Origin of the sequence: Pseudoalteromonas sp. 2CM41L, assembly GCF_023161905.1 — a bacterium.
Classification (GTDB): domain Bacteria; phylum Pseudomonadota; class Gammaproteobacteria; order Enterobacterales; family Alteromonadaceae; genus Pseudoalteromonas; species Pseudoalteromonas atlantica.
On the sequence record NZ_JALNTN010000020.1, the window covers coordinates 46955 to 61727 of the forward strand.

Sequence of the window (14773 nt, forward strand, 5' to 3'; positions counted from 1 at the left end):
ATAAAAAAGCCAGCAAGCTAAACACTTACTGGCTTTTATTTATCAACCTAAATGCTGGCTAATTTATCTCATAACCAGATTCAAGTTAACTAACAGGCTATCAATTACCAAATTTTTACGCGGTCTTCTGGTTTGATATACATTTTGTCGCCTTCTTTTACGTCAAACGCTTGGTAAAACTCAGGCATGTTCGACAAGATACCGATAACACGGTAGTGACTTGGTGAATGCGGGTCTGTCATTAAGCGGTTTCGTAGCTCTTCATCGCGGTACTTACGACGCCAAATTTGTGACCAACCCATAAAGAAACGCTGATCGCCGGTGTAGCCATCAATAACAGGCGCTTTGTTCTCACTTAACGATAATTGATACGCCTTATAAGCCACCGTTAAACCACCTAGGTCGCCAATGTTTTCGCCAAGGGTAAGCTCGCCGTTAACACCCGCATCTTCAAATGGTTTATATTCGTTGTATTGCGCTACTAACGCGCCGGTACGCTCTTCAAACTGTTTAAGGTCAGACTCACTCCACCAGTTACGTAAGTTACCGTCACCATCGTATTTAGCACCTTGGTCGTCAAAACCGTGACCTAGCTCGTGGCCAATTACTGCGCCAATTGCACCGTAGTTTACAGCGTCATCGGCTTCTAAATTAAAGAACGGTGGCTGTAAAATAGCAGCTGGGAATACAATTTCGTTATTTACTGGATTGTAGTAAGCATTCACTGTTTGTGGCGTCATGTGCCACTCAGAGCGGTCCACTGGCTTGCCTAATTTAGCAATCATGTCGCTATAAGCCCACTGGCTGTAACGTATGTAGTTACCCACTAATTCACCAGGGTTAATGCTCAGCTGTGAGTAGTCTTTCCACTTATCTGGGTAGCCAATTTTTGGGGTAAATTTGTTTAGCTTTTCTTGGGCTGCAAGCTTGGTTTCAGGGCTCATCCACTCCAGGTTTTCAATAGCAACGCCGTAACCTTTAATAACGTTATCTACCAGCTCTTCCATACGTGCTTTTGCTTCAGGCGGGAAGTTATCTTTTACGTATACTTTACCTAAAATTTCGCCAAGTACGCTGTTAGATGCATCAACCGCTTTTTTCCAAAGTGGCGCTTGCTCTTTTACGCCGCGTAATGTGGTGCTGTAAAAATCAAATTTAAGATCAACTAAGTCAGTGCTCAGTAACTGCGCGTAACCACTTACAAAATGAAACTTTAAGTAGTTTTTCCACGTTGCTAAATCTGTTTCTTTGTACACATCAGCAAACCCTTCTAAGTAGCTTGGCTGACGTACAATAATGTCTGAGGTATCTACCCCTGCACTTTTGAAAAATGCAGCTAAATCAAAGTCGCCTGTTAGCTTATTTGCCTCAGCTACGGTCATTTTATTGTATGACTTAGTTGCATCACGGCTTTGTACTCTACTCCATTGCGCCTCAGCTAAAGCGCTTTCAAATGCGATAACGTTTTTCGCGGCATCAGCGGCATTTTCAACGCCTGATTTAGCTAAAATATCTGTTATGTATTGCTCGTAAGATGCGCGAATTTTAGTAAATTTTTCATCATCTTTTAAGTAATAGTCACGATCAGGTAAGCCAAGTCCAGATTGCGATAAGTACAGCGCGTATTCACTTGAATTTTTAGCGTCGTTATTTACAAACCAGCCAAATGGTAAGCTAGCGCCTTGCTGCTGAATCTTAGCCATTAAAGGAGCAAGATCAGCTTTTGAATCTAGGCTATCAATGGTATTAAGTGAAGGTTGTAAAGGTGTAATACCTAACTCATCACGTGTGTCTTTATCCATGTAGCTTTTGTAAAAAGCGCCAATTTTGTACTCATCGCTGCCTTTTTTAGCACTGCTATTATTAGCGGCACTTTCAAGCGCTGTTTTCATCGCTTTTTGCGACTCGTCGTATAATTGTGTAAACGAGCCGTAGTTCGACTTATCGCCAGGGATCTCTGTTTTAGCAAGCCACTGTCCATTCACATGGTAATAAAAGTCATCTTGTGCACGAACCGACTCATCCATATTGGCAAGGTTTACACCTAGCTCAAGCGTTTTTTCTGCTGGTGCTGTAACGGCAGCGGTGTCGGCCACTTGCGTTTCTTGTTGTTTTTCACCGCAACCTACTAGGCCCAGTGCAAGTGCGATACTTGCAGCGGTAATAGTTACTTTTTTCATAATTATTCCGTTTGTTAGTAAAGAATAAAATATCTATTTCATTAAACTATTGCATGGCAGAGAAAAAATAAAAGCGCCCTGCAATGCTTTCACTTAATGAAATTAATATTTAGGCGGTTAAAACAACACGCCGAATTTGTATGATAAACCCCATTAAAGAAACAATAAAATAGAATATGTAACAAAGTATTTTCTATGAGACGAGGTAACAAAATAGCCCTACCAACAACCATAATCGCGCTTTTGCGAGTTATTTTTTACCATGGCGAGCAAGGCGCTCTAGCTTTTCTTTCAGCGAAGGTGGGGCTGATGCGGCAATGGCATTAAGGTAATCTGAAGTTTGCTGGCTCATTTTTCTTGAATTGCCAGGTGCTTTACCTGCGGGGCCGGGTTTATCTGTTGTTGGGCTTAAGCGCGCTGTTGCTTGAGGGTTTGCAACAATTTTAATTTGTCCGAGCTCTGCCATGCCTGCCGCTCTAAAATGCGACTGCATATCCATTTTTAAATAATTAAGTTTAAGGGCAATTGCCGCCGATACAGCTTCAATCATCAACGTGCCATCGCGGTAATTACTCACACGGCATTTTTCAGCAAGCTTTGGGCCTAAAAACTCTTTAAGCAACACCTGTTGCTTATCAAGCGCTTGGCTTTTACCTGCATAGGCTGATAAGCGATTATTAAGGCCTGCCATAATGTCAGTCAGGGGTTTTGGTGCGTACCTATCTTTAGCCATTCAACACCTCAAAAATTTAAATAAAGCACGTTTAAGCCAAGCGTTTAAATACTCGGCTTAAATATGTGCTTTTATATTATACCAATTCGCTTAATTAAGTATTATTGCTAATTGCTATTAAGCGCCTGCTATTTGCATTTGCTCTATAAGTACTGAGCCGGTTTGAATGCCGCCTCTGCGCTCAATATCGCCCCCTATGGCCGAAATACCTTTAAACATGTCTTTTAAATTTCCGGCAATGGTAATTTCACTAACAGGGTACTGAATTTCACCGTTTTCTACCCAAAAACCAGCTGCTCCACGCGAGTAGTCGCCCGTAACGGTGTTTACGCCTTGCCCCATCAGCTCGGTAACTAATAAGCCTGTTCCCATGGTTTTTAATAAAGCCGATAAATCGTTGTGCGTTTGCTCAACTAACCAGTTATGAATACCGCCTGCATGGCCTGTTGGAGCCATATTTAATTTACGCGCTGCATAACTTGCTAATAAGTAGGTTTGCAGCTCACCGCCTTGAATAATTTCACGGTCAATCGTTTTTACCCCTTCGCTATCAAAAGGCGACGACGCTAATCCTTTTAATATATGAGGACGCTCAGCAATATTAACGTTCTTACTAAATACTTGGGTGCCTAGGCTGTCGAGTAAAAAGCTCGATTTACGATAAAGCGCCCCGCCGCCAATTGCCGACACTAAATGGCCAAACAATGAGTTGGCAATATCGGCTCTAAAAATAACAGGGACTTTCATAGTACCCAGCTTTTGGCTATTTAGTTTAGCCAGAGTTTCGGTGGCGGCTTCTAGGCCTACCGCAGCAGCGTCGTTAAGTCCGCCCTGATCGCGAGCAACAGTATAAGCAGAGTCGCGCTGCATGTGCTCGCCTTCTTTGCCTATTACCATAGTGCTAATGCTGTGGCGCGTACGTGGAAAACCAGCAATTAAACCATGGCTATTACCATACACACGTAAGCCTTGGTGCGATGAAAAACTTGCACCATCTGAATTAACAATACGCTCATCAGCATTTAAAGCGGCTTGCTCTGCAGCATGACATAGCTCAATACCTTGCTCAGGGCTTACATCCCACGGGTGATATAAATCAAGGTCCTTAGGGGCAAACTCGAGTAATTCTTTATCGGCAATACCATTAAAAGGGTCGTCTGAGGTAAATTTGGCAATATCAATGGCTTTTTCTACTACCGTGCGCAGTGTTTTTGGGTTTAGATCAGCAGTAGACGCCGAGCCTTTATTATTCCCTACATAAACACTGATACCTAAACCACCATCTTGGTTAAACTCTATGGTTTCTACTTCACCCATGCGTGTACTTACCGATAAACCCGATGTACTAGACATAGCAGCTTCTGCGGCAGTGGCACCCAATTTTTTAGCATGCTCGAGCACTTCAGCTACGGCATCTTTTACTTGAGAGATTTGAGAATAAATTGGATCGTGTTGTTGGCTTTTCATAAATTAAGTCCTGAGCCTTAAGGCAATATTGCACGCATTTCTTATCTTTAAATGCTAACACACTCACTGCACCACATCAGCTAATATTAATCACTAAAAGAATCGCGTATAATGGCAAAAGTTATTTTTACTTAAGAGCACCCCATGGCGAAGAAAAAAGGCAAGCCTGCTGAAATTGAAGAAGAAATTATTTACGTATCAAAAAGTGAACTAAAGCGCGACGCGCAAGAGTTTCATCAGTTAGGTTCTGAAATTGCTAAAATGGGGAAAAAGCAACGCGAACGCTTACCACTCAATGACGATTTGAAAGCAGCCATGGTAGTTGCTGATAAAATCAGTAATAAAAGCGATGCGTACCGCCGCCACTTAAATTACATTGCTAAAACGCTACGCACAGTAGAAAACGTTGAAGAAATTAAAGCCATTATTGACGTAATGCTTAATAAAAATAACCAAGCTGAGGTTTTAATTAAAAAAATTGAGCAATTACGTACCGACTTAATTGAGCAAGGCGATGATTTAATTAACGAAACTATTGAGCAATACCCAACCCTTGAGCGCCAAAAAATGCGCCAATTGGTACGCAACGCCGCTAAAGAAGTTAAAGCTGAAAAGCCAGGCAAAGGCTATAAAGAATTGTTTCAATACTTAAAAGATGCCCACAACATAACGTATTAACAAAAAATACTCTTTTAAAAAGGTGCTTAGGCACCTTTTTTGTTGTAGATCAAAACCCCTCCCTTAAAAGCTTTTTATACTCAACACCTCATTAATACATAAGGTGCGCGTGATGATAAAGCTTCCGAAATGGGATCAAACTCTTATAAATAAGTATAACGTGTCAGGGCCACGCTATACCTCCTACCCTACCGCTTTATCTTTAAGCGAGGGGTATCAGCAACAAGACCTTGTTAGCGCTATAAAATCATCCTCTAGTCGCTCACTTTCTTTGTATATTCATATCCCATTTTGCAGTGAGCTTTGCTATTACTGCGGATGTAACAAGGTGATCACACGCCATCAGTCTAAAGCCGATGTATATTTAGATTACTTAACAAAAGAAATAGCAGCGCATGCCCCTTTATTTAAACACTACACAGTGGAGCAATTACATTTAGGGGGTGGTACGCCAACCTTTTTAACTGTAAAGCAAATGACGCGCTTAATTAACTTATTAGAGCAGCACTTTCACTTTACCCGCAACACTGAGCGAGGCATTGAAATAGACCCACGATCCCTTGCTAAAGATATGCTTATACACTTACGGGTTTTAGGCTTTAACCGCGTATCCTTTGGTATTCAAGATTTTAACGATGAAGTACAACAAGCAGTTAACCGCACACAGCAAGTAGATACCGTTAAAGCACTGATAACCCAAGCCCGCGAGCTTGGCTTTAAGTCAATAAATGCAGATATGATTTATGGCCTACCTAAACAAACACCCCAAAGCTTTGAAAAAACAATAGCGCAATTAATTGCCTTAAGCCCAGATAGAGTCTCTGTATTTAATTACGCGCATTTACCAGAGCGCTTTGCAGCGCAACGTAAAATAAAAGAGGCTGACTTACCCAGTGCCCACGACAAGCTAACCATGTTTAAAAACACCTTGGCGCAAATGACCTTTGCAGGCTATCAGTTTATTGGTATGGATCATTTTGCAAAAGCCGACAACGAACTTGCAGTCGCGCAAAATAAAGGGCAGCTACATCGCAACTTTCAGGGCTATACCACCCACGGTAATTGCGACTTATTAGGTTTAGGGGTCTCGTCTATTTCGCAAATTGGCACTGCCATTTTACAAAACCAAAAAGTGCTTAAGCATTATTATCACGCAATTGAAACGCAAGCCGGCAGTGCTATACATAAAGGAATGCATTTAACGCACGATGATGTAATACGCGCGGAGGCTATTAAATCACTTATTTGCCAGTTTGAATTAGACACGCACGCATTTGCGAAAAAGCATTCTATACATTTTAATGAGTATTTTGCGGATGCGCTGTTAGCGCTAAAGCCTTTAATAGACGATGACATGGTGCATATAAACGATAAGGTAATACGCGTCACGCCTCGCGGAAATCTATTTATTCGTATTATATGTATGTGCTTTGATGCTCACTTACAAAAGCAAATAAGTAAAACCCGTTTCTCACGTGTGATTTAATTAGTGCTATACCAATTCGCTTATCACGTTTGAGGTGGTAAAAACGTGTCGATAAGCAGGCATAAAAAAAGCAGACCTGAGTCTGCTTTTTGTATTTTCTAGAGGGTTTAATTAAACACGATGTTTTCGCTGCCCGGCGCAGCTTTAAACTCAACAATGATTTTGTCGCAATCGGCTTTAATCTCATCACTAAAGTTTTCTTCAGCTCGCCAACGTGCTGTATCTTGCTTAAAAATCTCTTTTTTAGAGTATTTTTTGCGTGCATCGTGGGTCGGCATTTCTTTCACAACGTTATACATTTTATAAATGCCTGGGTACGCTAGCGTTAAATCTCGCTCATCTTCAAAAGCGTACTGAGACATTAAAACCCAAATTCGTAAACAGCCTTCAGAGTACTCACATTGCTCTTCAGCCATTGCACGAGCAATTAGATGAATGCTATCTGCAAGTTTAGCGTTACGCTTTAAGCGCGACTGCTTAAGCTTTTGCTGTTGCTCAGCTTGCTTTTGCGCAATTAACTTTTTTTGCGCGTTAAGCTTATAGAGCAACTGACCTGCATAAAATGCTAAGCCAGCAATAATAACAGCACCTACAAACAAGGCTACAATCACTGCGGTACTCATTAAGCGCCCTTACTATTTGTCGTCATCATCATCTAGCCACTCATTGGCTAAATCATCTGAAAGGTACTTATCGAAATCTGAGTTACCGTCGCTTTCGAAGTTATCTTCAAAATCATCTTCAAACTCGTCTTCGTCTTCATCTTCGATACCTAGTAACTTACAAAGTACTTGGTGGCGAGCAATACGGCTATTAAAGTACTTCGCATCTTTACCCGTCAGCATTTCACCTTGCTCATGGCGCTCAACGAGCTTAAGTAAACGCTCATCGTTTTCAAGCGCTTCTAGCTCTTGCTCAGGCGTAAGCTCTGGCTCTGTAACCTTTTTAAGCTCAACTGTTGGCTTTAAGTTACGCTTCATTTCTACTTGCGGCTGTGGTGCACTAGCCACTAAAGGCACGGCTTTTTTACTGCCGACGCGCTTATCTTTTGGCGCTGAGTTTGCTTTTTTAGTATCGCTATCTAATAGCTCAGGCGCATTACGAGAACCAGGCTTAGCGCCCTTTGGCTTTTTAACTCGTTGCTCTTTTAACGCACGCATTTCTTTAAGCTTATCTTGGCTTAAACGAACAGGGCCGTTTGAAGGAATTTTGCGTGATTTTTTCTTTCTACTCATATCTTGATCATCTCACTTAAGAGGTTTTGAGCGAGGCACATAACATGAGCATCGCAGTGCTGGCCTAGCCAGAAGAATTCGATTTGCGCATTATAAAGCTTGGGTTGCTCGTTGAATTAGCGCATTAGCTTATTGCTAAACGGTGGGTATTGTAACAGGACAAATAAAAAGGCGGTAGAGAAAACATCTCTACCGCCTACTAATCTGAGCGCCATTATCTGGACACTTCTCCCTTCGACTTTTTTTAGTCTTTATTATTTTTATTATTATCAGTCCGTATTGTTATTATTTTAACCTTCCTTGTTACATTCCATTTTGTTTTTATTATTAAACTTCCTTGAGATTTTATTATTTACGGTCATCCTGACGCTTTCTTGTTATTTCCTTTTGTAGCACCTTCAATGTGCTATTCAGTCGTGTCGCGCCATTTTCCTTTAGCATAATCCATGTTGTTATTGTTGTTTTGCGACAGTGGTTAATTTACCCGTTAATATTTTTGTTACAACTGGTTTATATAATTTTTCTTACATAGAGCACATATAAAAAACAAAAAACTTATAATAAACATAAATTTAACTGTAAAATTATTTTTAAAATAAGCTATTTCTTACAAAACAGCATAGCAAATGTCTCACAAACTAAAGGGTGATATCGTTAAAATGTGGACACAAAAAAAGCAGCGCAAGCTGCTTTTTAATCATATTACATAGTATTACACTAGCTAATACTAAATAAATACGACTTTAGTGTAAGCCACCTAAGTATTGAGATAGTACTTCAATATCTTTATCAGTTAGCTTTTTCGCTATATCTTGCATCATACCGTTATGGTCGTTTTTACGGGTTCCATCACGAAACTTCTCTAGCTGAGCTTTAATGTACTCTGGGTGCTGAAAAGAAATTTTAGGAAACTTAGCAAGAGACGAACCGTTGCCTCGCGGACCATGACACGCCGCACAAGCCGGAATACCACGTTCAGCATCGCCTGCTTTGTAAAGCATCTGACCAACTTCAACCACGTCTTTAGGGGTGGCGCCTTCAGTCATGTTCAATGAAGAAAAATAAGCAGATAGGTCTTTCATGTCTTGTTCGCTAAGTGGCATAGCCATCGCGCTCATTACAGGATCCATACGGCCTTCTTTACCGCCTGAAGTCATACCTAATTTTAAATCCTTAAGTTGTTTAAGGATGTAATCTGGGTGCTGGCCTGCAAGTTTAGGGTAAATATTAACCGGTGCATTACCGTCTGGGCCGTGACAAGCCGCACACGTTGCTGATTTTTCTTTACCTGCGTTTACATCGCCATCAAATGCTGTTGCGTTGCTTGCTGACAACGCACCAAGCAATATTGTTAAAGATAGTGCTATTTTTTTCATGGTGAATTCTCTGTTTCCGACCCTGTATCATCTACAATATGGATGTTGTAATTCATGTATTCTACACGATAAAAAATTCTCTGGCACGTTTTCTACTCATATTAAGCTTATAATTTATAGGGTTTTGACCTAGATTAACCTTTAAGCAGCTTTAATAGTGCCATTTATCGAGTTTTTAGGTGTTTAAATACGCTTTTTAATACATCCTTTATAGTATAAAATACGCGCCCTGAGTGAATTTAGCTCAATAAGATTAACTTTTACGTTTTTAGGAGAGCCTGTGCTCAAATCTCGTATCAAATATAATACTGCGTCTTTTGTTACAAGCGCGCCAGACATCACTAAATTACCTGCTGATACGGGAATTGAAGTCGCGTTTGCAGGTCGCTCTAATGCAGGTAAGTCAAGTGCTCTTAATGCACTTACAGATCAAAAACTTGCACGTACCAGTAAAACGCCAGGTCGTACGCAGTTAATCAACACCTTTGAATTAGGTGAAGTAGATGATATGCGCTTAATCGACTTACCCGGTTATGGTTTTGCTAAAGTACCTATTGAAATGAAAAAGAAGTGGCAAAAGTCACTGGGTGAGTACCTACAAAAACGTCAAAGTTTAAAAGGTATTGTTATATTAATGGATATTCGCCACCCATTAAAAGATTTAGACAAAGATCTAATTAACTGGGCTATTGGCAGCGAAATCCCAGTACTGGCGCTTTTAACTAAAGCCGATAAGCTCAAGCAAGGTGCGCGTAAAGCACAAGTACTGCAAGTACGCCGTGAATTAAGTGAACTAGACGGTGATATTACTGTACACGCTTTTTCATCACTTAAGGGAACAGGTTTACCGGAAGTCGCTAAAAAGCTAGATGAGTGGTATTTAGGGCCAATTGTGGCTGTTGCACCACCGCAAAGTGATGAAGACAGCTCAGACGCTTAAAAATAAGCACCTACGAAAGATAAAACTTTCCCCCTGCTGATTTTATAAAATAGCCGCGCTCATCAGCGTCGGCTATTTCAGCCCACTGATAAAACACACTCCGTGATACCCGCGCGCTACACCCATAAGGTAATTGCAAATAAGGCACCGCTGCATTTTTATAGTTTTTTATATAAAGAGGCTGCTCAGCACTGATTAACCATTGCCGTGCTAAATTATCTATACAACACATAACCTGCCCTTGCGCTGTGCTTTCAATATGCCAGCTTACGATAACGAAAGGCGCATCTTGCACCTCTATCGCTATTTTTTCGATGGGTGTTTTTAAATAAAACTGCTCACCTTCTTTGCATAAAACACTGGCAAACAGTTTTACCATCGCAGGACGAGTAATTTCGCTGCCATCGTAAAACCACTGCCCATGCTCGTTAATCATAATCGGCAGCTCACCACACTCGGTAGGCCGCCAACTATCAAACGGTTTGCTAGGCTCGCTTAATTGCTTACTAAGCGCCGTTAACGAGATCACTGTTTTTTAAGTGTTAGCGCAAAAGTAACTGGTACGGCTGTAGCAACTCCAGGTAAACCAGCTAATTGCTGTAGCTTTTTAACGCCTTCGGTCACACCAAAGTCTTGGCTATTTACAATCACAGGCGTAAACGACGACACGCTTAAATCGCCATTTTCGGCACTGCTAACAAGTACATTTATTTTTAATGGCTTTTTATTACCATGAAAATCAAGCTGCGCATCAACCTCTTTTAATACATGCTGGCCCGGTTTTTTAATATTACTTAATTGCTTTTTTAAATCCGCGGTTAAAACTGCTTGAGGAAATTTAGCCGCTTCAAATACAAATTGAGTTAAACGTTCATTGCGAATAGGGATCAGTGTTTCTGCAGAGGTTAAGTCTATATTTACACTAAAAGCACCACTGTCTGAAAGTGTTCCTTCTAGGTTAGTAAAATGATGTGCCTCAGCAATCGAGTCTTTTTTGATAGAAACAAAACTTAATTGGCTCTTGTCATTGACTAGCTGCCAATCTGCATGAGCGGCATTAGACAAAGCAACACTTGATAACGATAAACCGATAATGGCTAACGTTTTAAACATAACGCACTCCTAAAATAAAATGAGAATAATAGCGCTTTCGATACTATCACCTGAAATAGGGGCAAACCACCTCAAATTAAAGACGGCGCTAAATTACTTAGCCCGTACTGTTATTAAAAAATTAATAATGATATAGCAGCCTATAACTGATGCTTTTTAGGGGCGTAGCGCAACATCCACGCTAATCATTGCGTGAGATAGCTTTACTTGCCTACGTTTGCTTTATAACTGCTTTATACATATACCCGTTTGAGGGCGCGCAAGGTATGGCACAAAAAATAATAAACATAAATGAGCATAAAGTGTGAATAGTAAAAAAGCGCTTTGAGGTGCTATTTAGCTTTAAAGGGCAATCTAATGAGGAAGAAAAAGCAGCCTGCTTAAAACAAGCAGGCCGATATAGCAAACTGGGGAGAAGCTATCAATTTGTTGCACCTTTTCAGATGCATCATCAACAGGATGTCCTACAGGATGAGGACGCGCGCACTTTAGCAAAAGAGCGCATAAAAATACAATGATATTCCGCCAAAATAGTTCGAATTGACGAACATATAACTATTTAATACAAATAGTTGCTTAAATTAACCTACTTTTAACTAAACTTTGTTTACGCGTAGAAATACTTATATCGATTCGCTTAATTGAGTGAGTTATTTAGAGGCAATAAAAAAGCGCCTTGCGGCGCTTTTAAAATGTAAGCATGTTTTAGGTTAGTGGGCTTGTTCCCAGTTTTCACCTTCGTCAGCTTCTACAATTAAAGGGACATCTAAGCTAACCGCTTGCGACATTAGCTCACAAATCTGCTTTGTGTATGCTTGCGCACAATCGGTTTTAATCTCAAACACCAATTCATCGTGTACTTGCATTAGTAACTTAATGGTATTGGGAGCTTGTTGATTAACCCAGCTATGCACGCTCAGCATTGCTTTTTTAATAATATCAGCGGCTGTGCCTTGCATTGGTGCATTGATTGCTGCACGTTCGGCGCCTTTACGGCGAGCTCCATTACGTGCATTAATTTCTGGTAAGTGTAATCGACGCCCAAAAATAGTTTCTACGTACCCGTTCTCGGCCGCTTTTTCGCGGGTTGTTTCCATGTACTCAAGTACCCCAGGGAAGCGCTCAAAGTATTTATCTATGTAGTGCTGCGCTTCGTGGCGTGGTACATCAAGCTGACGCGCTAAACCAAAGGCTGACATGCCGTAAATTAACCCAAAGTTTACTGCTTTAGCTTTACGGCGCATATCTGTGGTTACATCCTCTAGCTCAACCCCAAATACCTCAGCAGCGGTTGCACTGTGCACATCTAACCCATTAGCAAAGGCATTTAGTAGCCCTTTGTCTTGCGATAAATGCGCCATAATACGCAGCTCAATTTGACTGTAATCGGCAGCCACAATTTTATAGCCTTGTGCCGCTACAAATGCCTCACGTATACGACGTCCTTCTTCAGAACGAATAGGGATATTTTGTAAGTTAGGATCGGTAGAACTCAAACGCCCTGTGGCCGTAACAGCTTGATGATAAGAAGTATGCACGCGCTGTGTTTTCTCATTAACCATCAATGGTAATTTATCAGTGTAGGTTGATTTAAGCTTAGATAAACCACGGTGCTCAATAATCACCTTAGGTAATGGGTAGTCATGGGCAAGTTCTTGTAGCACTTCTTCAGCCGTTGAAGGTGCACCTTTAGGTGTTTTTTTAATGACTGGCAGCTCAAGTTTTTCAAATAAAAGTACTTGCAGCTGCTTTGGCGAGCTTAGGTTAAATGGTTCGCCAGCTATCTCAAACGCTTCTTTTTCAAGTTCAAGTAAACGCTCGCCTAAACGCTGGCTGTGCGCCGCCAGCATGTTGCTATCAATTGCTACGCCGGTGCGTTCAATATCAGAAATAACATTCACTAATGGCATTTCTATTGTTTCAAATACTGACTTTAACTTCTCATCAGCTTCTAATTTTGGCCAAAGTACTTGGTGTAAACGCAGTGTAATATCGGCATCTTCTGCTGCGTAAGGCGCAGCTTGCTCAAGCTCAATTTGATTAAAGGTAAGCTGCTTTTTCCCTTTGCCGGCTATATCTTCAAAGCTAATGTTTTTATGGCCTAAGTATTTAAGCGCTAATGAATCCATGTCATGGCGAGTGCCCACGCTATTAAATACGTACGACTCAAGCATAGTATCAAACTTAATGCCATTGAGCTCATAGCCTGCATTAGCCAGTACGCTCTTGTCGTATTTTAGGTTTTGCCCTACTTTAGCTTTGTTAGCATCGGCGAGGATTGGCCCAAGCTTTTGCATTACATATTCAAGGCTTAATTGATTTGGTGCACCCGGGTAGTCGTGTGCAATTGGTAAGTAAGCAGCTTCGCCTGCTTTTACAGCAAAGCTCATACCTACTAACTGCGCTTGCATGTAATCAAGGCTGGTTGTTTCGGTATCAAAGGCAAATAACTCAGCGCTATTTAGCTGCTCAATAAGCGTATCAAATTGTGATTCGGTTAAGATAGTTTCGTAATGTGCATCTTCTACTTTTGGCAGTTCATTTGCCTCAGTAGGGAGCGCTTTTTCTGCATCTTTTGGATTATCAAGCAGCTCAGCTAACCAGCGGCGGAACTCACACTCACCATACAGTGCAATAAGCTCATCTTTATTTGGCTCTTGTACTTTAAAGGTATCTAGGTCTGACTCTACCTCAACATCACATTTAATGGTGGCAAGCTCATAACTAAGTGGTAAATGATCAAGAGCATTTGCAAGCTTCTCACCAATCTTGCCTTTAATGTCGCCGGCATTATCAATTACACCTTGAAGCGATCCATATTTTTGTAACCATTTAACAGCTGTTTTAGGTCCACAGCCTTCAACACCTGGGATGTTGTCAACCTTATCACCCATTAGCGCTAAATAGTCGATGATTAGCTCAGGACCCACACCAAATTTTTCAACAACGGTTTGAGGATCTGAAATGCTGTCGGTCATAGTATTGATTAGCGTAACATGCTCGTTAACTAGCTGAGCCATGTCTTTATCGCCGGTAGAAACCAATACATGGCGCTTTTGCTCAGTCGCTATTCGCGAAAACGTACCAATAACATCATCTGCTTCAACCCCTTCAATACTAATTAGCGGAAAGCCCATCGCTTTAATAATACTGTGCAGTGGCGCTATTTGCGTTCGTAAATCGTCAGGCATAGGCGGACGGTTAGCTTTATACTCGCTATACATATCGTTTCTGAACGTTTTGCCTTTGGCATCAAACACCACCACCATGTGGCTCGGATCATATTGTTTGATCAAACTTTTAAGCATGTTTACCACGCCATAAATAGCGCCAGTTGCTTCACCTTTAGAGTTGGTTAAATGCGGTGGAGAATGATAAGCACGAAATAAATATGAAGAGCCATCAACTAAAATTAGCGGGTTTTCGGGGATCTGAGCCATGGTGAATTTGGATCCTAAATACAAAAAAGTAATATTATTACAAGCATGCCATAAGGTTGTGAATAAAACGACAGTGAATTACGCTTAGTAGCCATAATTATTGCGGAGCAACCTGTGGATAACTT

Annotated in this window: 12 protein-coding genes; 3 read left to right on the forward strand and 9 right to left on the reverse strand. The window is 41.0% G+C overall.

Annotated elements, in window-relative coordinates; translation table 11 throughout:
• Positions 1-104: 104 nt before the first annotated feature.
• From MTF64_RS17995 to pmbA, 3 genes are all read right to left on the reverse strand, one after another.
• Positions 105-2180, reverse strand: coding sequence for a M13-type metalloendopeptidase (locus MTF64_RS17995; protein ID WP_248452218.1), 2076 nt, complete (start codon positions 2178-2180; stop codon positions 105-107).
• 250 nt (positions 2181-2430) lie between these two features.
• Positions 2431-2913, reverse strand: coding sequence for a DUF721 domain-containing protein (locus tag MTF64_RS18000; RefSeq protein WP_121636872.1), 483 nt, complete (start codon positions 2911-2913; stop codon positions 2431-2433).
• Between the two features lie 117 nt (positions 2914-3030).
• On the reverse strand, positions 3031-4380 hold the full coding sequence (gene pmbA / locus MTF64_RS18005) for a metalloprotease PmbA (protein WP_004589316.1): 1350 nt from the start codon (positions 4378-4380) through the stop codon (positions 3031-3033).
• A 144-nt stretch (positions 4381-4524) separates the two neighbouring features.
• Between pmbA and yjgA the strand changes: the two genes are divergently transcribed.
• Positions 4525-5058, forward strand: coding sequence for a ribosome biogenesis factor YjgA (yjgA, locus tag MTF64_RS18010; protein WP_004589315.1), 534 nt, complete (start codon positions 4525-4527; stop codon positions 5056-5058).
• 112 nt (positions 5059-5170) lie between these two features.
• On the forward strand, positions 5171-6544 hold the full coding sequence (gene hemN, locus MTF64_RS18015; protein ID WP_248452220.1) for an oxygen-independent coproporphyrinogen III oxidase: 1374 nt from the start codon (positions 5171-5173) through the stop codon (positions 6542-6544).
• Between the two features lie 107 nt (positions 6545-6651).
• On the opposite strand, the gene MTF64_RS18020 is transcribed toward hemN, so the two are convergent.
• The 3 genes from MTF64_RS18020 to MTF64_RS18030 form a co-directional block, all read right to left on the reverse strand.
• Entirely contained in the window at positions 6652-7167 is a 516-nt protein-coding gene (locus MTF64_RS18020; protein ID WP_004589313.1) for a DUF2489 domain-containing protein, read from the reverse strand.
• Positions 7168-7179: 12 nt separating this feature from the next.
• A complete protein-coding gene (gene yihI / locus MTF64_RS18025; RefSeq protein WP_004589312.1) occupies positions 7180-7779 on the reverse strand; it encodes a Der GTPase-activating protein YihI in 600 nt (199 codons plus the stop codon).
• Between the two features lie 743 nt (positions 7780-8522).
• Positions 8523-9155 (reverse strand): c-type cytochrome, encoded by a 633-nt coding sequence (locus tag MTF64_RS18030; RefSeq protein WP_004589311.1) that lies wholly within the window; start codon positions 9153-9155, stop codon positions 8523-8525.
• Between the two features lie 280 nt (positions 9156-9435).
• On the opposite strand from MTF64_RS18030, the gene yihA reads away from it, so the two are divergent.
• Positions 9436-10095: a ribosome biogenesis GTP-binding protein YihA/YsxC gene (gene yihA / locus MTF64_RS18035; RefSeq protein ID WP_004589310.1), complete on the forward strand. Its 660-nt coding sequence runs from the start codon at positions 9436-9438 to the stop codon at positions 10093-10095.
• Between the two features lie 10 nt (positions 10096-10105).
• On the opposite strand, the gene MTF64_RS18040 is transcribed toward yihA, so the two are convergent.
• From MTF64_RS18040 to polA, 3 genes are all read right to left on the reverse strand, one after another.
• Positions 10106-10624 carry a DUF1285 domain-containing protein gene (locus MTF64_RS18040; protein WP_248452221.1) on the reverse strand — a complete coding sequence of 173 codons (519 nt, stop codon included), beginning with the start codon at positions 10622-10624 and terminating at the stop codon, positions 10106-10108.
• Entirely contained in the window at positions 10621-11208 is a 588-nt protein-coding gene (locus tag MTF64_RS18045) for a YceI family protein (protein WP_248452222.1), read from the reverse strand. Before MTF64_RS18045 ends, MTF64_RS18040 begins: the two co-directional genes overlap by 4 nt.
• Before the next feature lie 710 nt (positions 11209-11918).
• Positions 11919-14648, reverse strand: a complete 2730-nt coding sequence (polA, locus tag MTF64_RS18050) for a DNA polymerase I (protein ID WP_248452223.1) — start codon at positions 14646-14648, stop codon at positions 11919-11921.
• Positions 14649-14773 lie beyond the last annotated feature (125 nt).

Coding starts and splice junctions, on each gene's coding strand:
- MTF64_RS17995 (WP_248452218.1), bottom strand. CDS start 2,180: ATGAAAAAAGTAACTATTACCGCTGCAAGTATCGCACTTGCACTGGGC.
- MTF64_RS18000 (WP_121636872.1), bottom strand. CDS start 2,913: ATGGCTAAAGATAGGTACGCACCAAAACCCCTGACTGACATTATGGCA.
- pmbA (WP_004589316.1), bottom strand. CDS start 4,380: ATGAAAAGCCAACAACACGATCCAATTTATTCTCAAATCTCTCAAGTA.
- yjgA (WP_004589315.1), top strand. CDS start 4,525: ATGGCGAAGAAAAAAGGCAAGCCTGCTGAAATTGAAGAAGAAATTATT.
- hemN (WP_248452220.1), top strand. CDS start 5,171: ATGATAAAGCTTCCGAAATGGGATCAAACTCTTATAAATAAGTATAAC.
- MTF64_RS18020 (WP_004589313.1), bottom strand. CDS start 7,167: ATGAGTACCGCAGTGATTGTAGCCTTGTTTGTAGGTGCTGTTATTATT.
- yihI (WP_004589312.1), bottom strand. CDS start 7,779: ATGAGTAGAAAGAAAAAATCACGCAAAATTCCTTCAAACGGCCCTGTT.
- MTF64_RS18030 (WP_004589311.1), bottom strand. CDS start 9,155: ATGAAAAAAATAGCACTATCTTTAACAATATTGCTTGGTGCGTTGTCA.
- MTF64_RS18045 (WP_248452222.1), bottom strand. CDS start 11,208: ATGTTTAAAACGTTAGCCATTATCGGTTTATCGTTATCAAGTGTTGCT.
- polA (WP_248452223.1), bottom strand. CDS start 14,648: ATGGCTCAGATCCCCGAAAACCCGCTAATTTTAGTTGATGGCTCTTCA.